6 protein-coding genes are annotated in these 7363 nt (G+C 67.2%); 2 read left to right on the forward strand and 4 right to left on the reverse strand.

Features of this window, described 5'->3' with window-relative positions:
* Positions 1-23: 23 nt before the first annotated feature.
* From ABDZ95_RS15270 to hfaA, 4 genes are all read right to left on the reverse strand, one after another.
* The gene (locus tag ABDZ95_RS15270) at positions 24-2879 is read right to left on the reverse strand and encodes a M16 family metallopeptidase (RefSeq protein WP_343794837.1); all 2856 of its coding nucleotides are present in this window, start codon (positions 2877-2879) and stop codon (positions 24-26) included.
* A 138-nt stretch (positions 2880-3017) separates the two neighbouring features.
* A complete protein-coding gene (gene hfaD, locus ABDZ95_RS15275) occupies positions 3018-4274 on the reverse strand; it encodes a holdfast anchor protein HfaD (RefSeq protein ID WP_343794838.1) in 1257 nt (418 codons plus the stop codon).
* Complete coding sequence (gene hfaB, locus ABDZ95_RS15280) at positions 4201-5217, reverse strand: holdfast anchoring protein HfaB (RefSeq protein WP_343794839.1); 1017 nt, start codon at positions 5215-5217, stop codon at positions 4201-4203. The genes hfaD and hfaB overlap by 74 nt, the downstream gene beginning before the upstream one ends.
* A complete protein-coding gene (hfaA, locus tag ABDZ95_RS15285; RefSeq protein WP_343794840.1) occupies positions 5214-5642 on the reverse strand; it encodes a holdfast anchoring protein HfaA in 429 nt (142 codons plus the stop codon). Before hfaA ends, hfaB begins: the two co-directional genes overlap by 4 nt.
* A gap of 144 nt (positions 5643-5786) precedes the next feature.
* Between hfaA and ABDZ95_RS15290 the strand changes: the two genes are divergently transcribed.
* Together ABDZ95_RS15290 and ABDZ95_RS15295 are read left to right on the forward strand one after the other, a co-directional pair.
* Positions 5787-6458, forward strand: a complete 672-nt coding sequence (locus ABDZ95_RS15290) for a rhomboid family intramembrane serine protease (protein WP_343794841.1) — start codon at positions 5787-5789, stop codon at positions 6456-6458.
* A 43-nt stretch (positions 6459-6501) separates the two neighbouring features.
* Positions 6502-6930, forward strand: coding sequence for a CBS domain-containing protein (locus ABDZ95_RS15295; protein WP_343794842.1), 429 nt, complete (start codon positions 6502-6504; stop codon positions 6928-6930).
* Positions 6931-7363 lie beyond the last annotated feature (433 nt).

Here is a 7363-nt window from a genome sequence, read left to right on the forward strand (position 1 = left end):
CCGGGGCCTTCTTTCTGTTCGCCTTACTGTGCGGCTGGAGCGGCCGGGGTCGAGGAGACGACCTGCACCCGGACCGCGGTCTCGGGGCGGAGGTACCGCTGGGCCAGACGCTGGATGTCTTCCGGCGTGATGGCTTCCAGCACCGCGATGTGGCGGGTGATCTCCTGGACTTCCTGCGGCTTCTCGGCGACGTCCGCCAACTGGGTCAGCCAGTACTCGTTGGTGGCTTGGCTGAGGCGAAGTCGCTCGATGGTGGGCAGGCGGGCGCGGTTCAGTTCGTCCGCTTCCGGCGGCGCGTCACGCAGGGTGGCGGCGATGCCGTCGACGGCGGTGTTGAAGGCCGCCAGGTTGTCGCGCGCGATTTCGCCCTGAACCAGCATGAAGCCGTAGTCCGGATAGACGTCCGACGCCTGCGCGCCGACGCCCGGCGAATAGGCCAGGGCCTGCTTCTCGCGGATTTCCTCAAGCACGCGCAGACGCAGCACCGCGCTGAGGATCGACAGCTGACGCGCCTCCGTGCGGTCGCCGACGGCGTCCGTGGTCGGCCAGGCGACGATGGCGAGAGCCTGCTCGGCCGGGCCGGTGTGGGTCAGCTCGATCGGCTGGGTGGTCGGCGCCGGGAAGCGCTTCTGGTCCGAACCCGGCAGCGGGCTGGCGTCCGGGCCACGGGCTGGCATTGCGCCGAAGGTCGGAGCGATCGCCGCGATGACGTCGTCAACGGTGGTGTCGCCAACGACCGTGATGTGGATCGGACCGCTGGCCAAACCGCGAGTGATCTCGGCCTTGAGCTCATCGTTGGTCCAGCCGGCCACGGCGTCCGCGGGCGGCAGGCCGTCGCGGGCGTCGCCGCTGCTCAGGATCGCGCCGCCGTCGACGGCGAATGCGCCGCCCGGCGTGGCGCGGGCCTGCACCAGTTGCTGGCCGTAGGCGGACTTCAGCAGCTGGAACGGAGCCGGACGGACACCCGGATCGGTCAGGTAGGCGGCCAGCACCTGCATCTGCAGGCCCAGATCGGCGGGACGGGTCCCGCCGGACAGGGTGTAGCGATCCGCGCCGACGCTGAAGCCGGTCGAATAGACCCGGCCATTGAGCACGCGGCTCATTTCGTCGACGGTCAGACGGCCGAGGCCGCCAGCGGTGAAGACGTTGCCGCCGAGGCCTTCCGCCACGGGACGGTCGGTCGGCTGGCCCATCTCACCGATGCCGGTATCGACACGGACCAGGATCTGCTCGTCGCGGAACTCGGTCGGCTTGACGGTGACGACGACGCCGTTCGCGAAGGTCAGGACGGTGGCGCCGAGTTCCGCGATCTCGCGACGATCGGTGACCGAGCCCGCGGCCCCGAAGGTCTCGTAGGGCCATTCGAGCTGGGCCTGCACCGCCGGTGCGGAGACCGGCGTCTGGCGCGACGCCTCGAGGGCGGCGGTGACAGCGGCTTCACCACCTTCGATGGCTTCCGGAGTCACGACGAGCGCGAGCGGGCCCTGTCCCTGGAACACCTGCGGCAGGGTCTGGTTGATCGTCGCGGCCGTCAGGCCTTCAACCGCCGTGTTGAACAGCTCGAGGTTGGTCTGGGGCGTCGAGAAGACGGTCTTGCTGTTCACCGAACCGACCAGGCTTCCGGCCAGCTGCGGCGTGCGGCGGGTGGCGGCGCCGGCGACCGCGTTCTCGAGCGCAGTGCGGGCCGCGGTGACCTCGCGCTGCAGCTCAGCGTCCGAAACACCGTACTGCACCAGACGGCGTTGCTCCTGCTCGATCGTCTCGAGCGCACGCTTCCAGCCTCCGACATTGTATTGCGCCGAGACCGAGGCCACGCCGAAGCTGTCCGCCAGATCGAACTCGCCTCCGCTGGCGCCGAGGAAGGGCGGATTGTCGCCACGGGCGATCTCGCCCAGTCGGCGGTTCAGCACGGCGATGCCGAGACGGCGATAGAGGTTGTCGCGGCGCTCGCTCACGCTGTCGGGATCACGGTCCGGACTACGCAGGAAGCCCAGCTCGATCGACGACTGCACGCCGGGTTCGACCAGGATGCGGGTCTCGGGACCGCGCGGGGCGACCGTGCCCAGGTCGGGCTCCGGCCCAGCGGGACCACGGCCTTCCCAGCTCTCGAACGCTGAGCGGACCTTGGCCTCCATCTCGTTCACGTCGAAGTCGCCGACGGCGACGAAGGTCGCGCGCTCGGGGCGATAATAGCCGTGATAGAATTCCACGAAGCGCTCGCGCGGCGCGGTGCGGATGATGTTCAGATCGCCGATGGGCAGACGGTTGGCGATGCGCTGACCCGGGGCATAGAGGCCCAACTGGGCCTTGATCGAACGCAGGCCCGGCGTGTTGCGCAGGCGCTCTTCGCCGACGATCACATTGCGTTCGGCCTCGACGGCGTCGGGGGCCATCAGGGCCTCGGACATCTGCTCGCGCAGGATGCGCAGCGAGTCGTCGATCGTGCCGGCGTCGGCGTTCGGGATCTCCAGCATATAGACGGTTTCATCGAAGCCGGTGGAGGCGTTGGTGTCGGCCCCGAAGGCCAGGCCGCGACGCTCCAGAATGCGGAGAAGCTCGTTCTCCGGGATGTTGGTCGTCCCGTTGAAAGCCATGTGCTCCATGAAGTGGGCCAGACCCAGCTGGTCCTCGTTCTCCATCAGCGAGCCGGCGTCGATGCGCAGGCGGAAGGAGGCCTGGCCCGGAGGCGTCGCATTGCGCATCAGGGCGTACTGCATGCCGTTCGGCAGGACGCCGAAGCGCACGCTGGCGTCCGCGGGCACATCGCTAGTCGTCTGCGTCCACGGATCCGTGTTCTGGACCTGCGCCAGAGCCGGGGATGCAGCCGTCAGGGCGGCGAAAGACGCCGCGGCAAGAAGGAGAATGCGGGGAGAACGCATGTGGTCGGTCACTCCGATTGGCGTGACTGACCCGATCAGGGGCACGCCGGTCCAGGGAAGGGACCTTGCGCGAATGCAATTAATCAGGCCCCGCACAACCCTTCGGCGACCGGGGCGCCTCGAACAAGTTACCGAATGTTAATTTCCGGAACGCGACACGTAGAAGGTCGCGGCGTTGCCGACGGCATTGGCGCCGGTGATCACGGCGCGGCTCGAACCGTTGACCGTGGTGTTCGCACGCGCGGAGACATCGCCGGAGTTCGTCTGGCTGTTGCGGGCGTCCATATAGCCCGCGCATTCCGAGCAGGCGTAGCCGGTCACCTGGTTCCCGACCGCTTCGGCGCCGACATAGATGTCATAGCCGTTGGTGCCGACGAAGGTGGATGTGACGTCCACGCCGCCTTCGTTGAACTGGGTATTGTCGATCTCGACGAAGATGTCGTTGTTGCCGACCGACAGGGTGTTGGCGGCGCCTGAGGCGTGGGCTTCGACCCGCCCATAATCATAGGCGGTGGTCGTCGCGGCCGAGCGGACATACGAACTGTTCGACTGGTTCGACCCCATCACGACTGAGCCGCCCTCATTATAGAGCACGGCCTGGTTGGCGTTGGCGCGCGCCCGGGCGGCGAGATTCCAGCCATTGCCGGTGTTGGCGCTGGACTCGGCCTCAATGAAGTCGGCGGTCGAGTTCTGGTTCAGCTCGAGGTTCTGGCCCGAGGTCTGCCCGCTGTTCACAGCGATGGCGTTGGCGATCGTCTGGGCCGTCACCGAAGCCTCGGCCGGAATGTACTGGCTGTCGATGCGGCTGTACGAGCGGACGACGGCGTCGTTGGACTGGTCGATCGATCCGCTGATGACCGAGCCCTCGCCATAAACGGCGGTGGTGTTCGAGATGGCCGAGGCCGCGACCGACCCGCCTGAAAGAAGACGGGCCGAGGCCGTGCCGATCTGGCTGGTCGCACTCACGATGTCGCCGGTGTTCGACTGCGTCGCCTCGATGCCCAGTTCGGAATCGTAGGCGCTGGCAGCCAGATAGTTGCCGCCGGCCTGGGTCACGACGTTCACCGGACCGCCGGTGTCGCCGCCAAGGGTGACGTCGGAGCGGGCGATGGCGTCGCCCCGCATGTCCTGATCGGACTGGACGACGATGGAGTCGTTCTGGACCGCGCCCGAGGCCTGATTGCCTTGGGCCGAGGTATTCACCGTCACCTGACCCGTCGCGTTCACGACATTGATCGTCTGGTGCGAGAAGACGTCGCCCAGCTGGAGCTGTTCGTTCAGGACGATCGTGCCGTCCTGGGGGGCTGACTGCGCGGCGGCCTCAGTAGCGGCTGCGACGCACATCGCCGTCGCGGCGATCGTGCCAGCGAGACGGATCCGCGCGAGTGGCGCCATTGTTCGTGTCCGTGTTGGTGTACGCGGGATAGTAGCCGCCGGTCGGGCCGACGGTGCCGCCCAGCGGGTCGGGGCCGGCCGACAGGCAGGCCTCGGGGCCCGGAGCCCCATACAGGTTGGCCATGAACTCGACCGTCGCGCGCTCGATCAGGGCGCGGACCGCCAGTTGCACCGGCTCCAGTCCACCCTCGCCGGCGGAGAGGTCGAAGACGTTGCCGTTCAGGAAATCGAAGATGCCGGCCGAGATTTCGCGGCCGACAATCTGCTTCTGGTAGGAGACGACATCGACCACCTCGAGCGTGGTCGTCTGAACCAGACGCAGGTCGATGGCGATGTTCATCACATAAGCCTTGCCCGCGAAGGCGGTCGACAGCGGGGTGTCGGTGTTGGCCTGCCCGGCGGCGAGGTCGAAACCGCCCGACCGGATGTTGTGGTTCACCTCGGTGATGCCGCCGACGATGTAGAAGTCCGAGCCGGGGACTTGGCCGGCGATGATCCGGCGATACTGGAGATCCTCCGCCCCGCCGGCGCCCTCGTCACCGATCAGGCGGTTGTTGGCGTAGCGCAGCTCCATCTCGGAAACCGAGGTGTCATAGCGCTCGACCTGACGCGCACCGGCCTTGGCGAGGGCGGTCATGGCCATCAGAGAGGCGCCGCCGGTGACCTGACGTCCGCCGTCGGCGGAGACCGTGCCGGTGTAATCGGCGATCCGGGCCACCGCGATGCGCGGCGAAGGCAGGCTGTAGCGGCGCGCATAGTTGGCCATGCAGTAGAGCGCGGCCGAATAGGGCGTCGGGTTGGCGATCACCGGCGCATTGCCGATCGGCGCGGCATAGGTGCCGGCCGGTCCGGCGCTGGCCGAGATGCAGCCGCTGAGCAGGGCCGCCGCGGATCCCGCTAGGCCGAGCGTGCGAAGCCGCCTGAAGGTCCGGCCTGCGGTCATTGAGTCCTCGGGGTGTTCAGGTTGGTCCCGGCGCTGACGTTGCCGTTGTTCACCTGGGTGGAGTTGACGATGACCGTGTTGTGGTTGCCCTGGACGACGACATTCAGGCTGTTGCCGATGGCGGTGGAGCCGCCGATCGTCGTGCCGTTACCGCCGCCGACGCCGCTGAAGCTGGACGAAACGCCGCCCGAGGAATCCGAGTAGGCGCTGGCGCCGGCCTGGATGATGCCGTTGACGATCAGACGGTTGCCGTTCGCATCCCGGGTCGAGCCGGTTTGCGGGCGGGCGGTGGTATAACGCGCACCGCCATACCCGGCCTGCATACTGCCCATGCCGCTGGACCCGGCCGTCTGGGCCATGGCTCCGGCGGGGATCAGAAGGGCGGCGATGGAAACCGCTGCAACGGCCCTGATTTTGACTGACATTGGCGGCGCTCCGCTCGAACACGGTTTACGGGACGCTAAGCATCCGTAGGGCCAATCTGAATCATGGTTATTAAGAACCGCTTTCCAGTCACCGACTTGCGGTAATTTCCTGCAATGTCATCCGAGCCTTCTCAGGACCCGCCCGTGACCCGACCGCCTTCAGAGCCGGTCTTCAACGCTCCGTTGGCGGCGTTGCTTGTCATCGCCTCGATCCCGGCGCTGAACCTGGTTCAGGAGAGCGTCCACTATGACTGGCTGCAGTTCGCCTTCCGGCCCGACTCCCTGACGCACGGCGACTGGTGGCCGGGGATCGTCACGGCGATGTTCCTGCACGCCGGCTGGGGGCACGCTCTTATGAACGCCTTGGGCGCCCTGGCCTTCGCGCCGCCGGTGGCGCGGCTGTTCCCCGGGCTGAGGGGCGGGGCAGCTTTCGTCGCCTTCTATATGGTGTGCGGTGTGGTGGCGGCGCTCGGCTACGGCCTGATCCATATCAACAGCGACGCCCTGATGGTGGGGGCGTCCGGCGCGGTGTTCGGCCTGACCGGAGCGGCGATCCGGTTGCTGGGGCGCCGCAACGGACGACTGCGCAGTCTGACGGACAAGCGCGTCGTCAGCACTTCTGTCGCCCTGATGGCAGTCAATCTGGCCGTGGGCCTGATCGGCTTCGCGCCCGGCGTCGACGCGGGGGGCATCGCGTGGGAGGCCCATGCGGTCGGCTATCTGTTCGGCCTTGTCGCCATCGGTCCTTGGGCGAAGGTGTTCGGTGAACGGACGAAGTTTGATTCCCCGGGGGATTCGCGCGACCCTGCCGGCTGAAGCGGCCCGCCCGCGGTCGCTCTCTATAAAGAGGGAGGTCCGGATGCTTGTCGCCGAAATCCTCAGGGACAAGGGAAACGCCGTCCACGCCATCGCCCCGCAGCTGACGGTGGCCGAGGCCTGCGTGGAGCTGCAGCGGCTCAGGGTCGGCGCCCTGATGGTCTGCGATGGCGACGATGTCGTCGGCATCCTGTCCGAGCGGGACGTGGTCCGCGCGATCGCGGGGCAGGGGCCCGGCGCGCTGGAACGGCCGGTGGCCGACTTCATGACGTCAGACGTCGTTTTCGCCGCGCCCGGTGAAACCGTCTCGATTCTGATGGCGCGCATGACCGAGCGCCGGATCCGTCATCTGCCGGTGCGTAGAGAGGGCCGGCTCGTCGGGGTCATCTCGATCGGGGATGTGGTGGCGCGCCAGATCGCCGAGAGCGCCCGCGAGGCGGAATCCCTGCGTACATATATAGCGGCGGGCTGACGGGCGCGGACCGACGCGACCCGCAGACTCCGGGTTGGTGAGAAAGTTCGGAACTTTCGACGGAATCGGGTTGCGCCCGAAATGGCCGCTGCGTATATCGCCGCCTCGCTCGGAAACGGGCCGGCCGCCGGGGCCGCGGAGACGAAGGTCTTCCAGTCCCAGCGGGAAAAAAGAACCGAAAGGCTCTTGCTTCCCGAAGGTGGTTTGGTTAGGTTCCGCGCTCCAATCGAATCGTCGGAAACGAACACAGAGGCAAGCCTCTCGGCTTTCCTCTCGGCGGTTTTTTGCGGTCTGAAGGTCTCGATCTTCTCTCTGCAAAATGGCTGAAAAGCCCGGTTGACATGAGGATCGGCCTTCCCTAGATAGCCGCCTCCGCCGTCACCGGGCGTAAAACGGTGGGGTTGCTGAGGCGGCTTCGGGTCTTTGAAATCGT

This window comes from Brevundimonas kwangchunensis (assembly GCF_039523815.1).
Taxonomy (GTDB): domain Bacteria; phylum Pseudomonadota; class Alphaproteobacteria; order Caulobacterales; family Caulobacteraceae; genus Brevundimonas; species Brevundimonas kwangchunensis.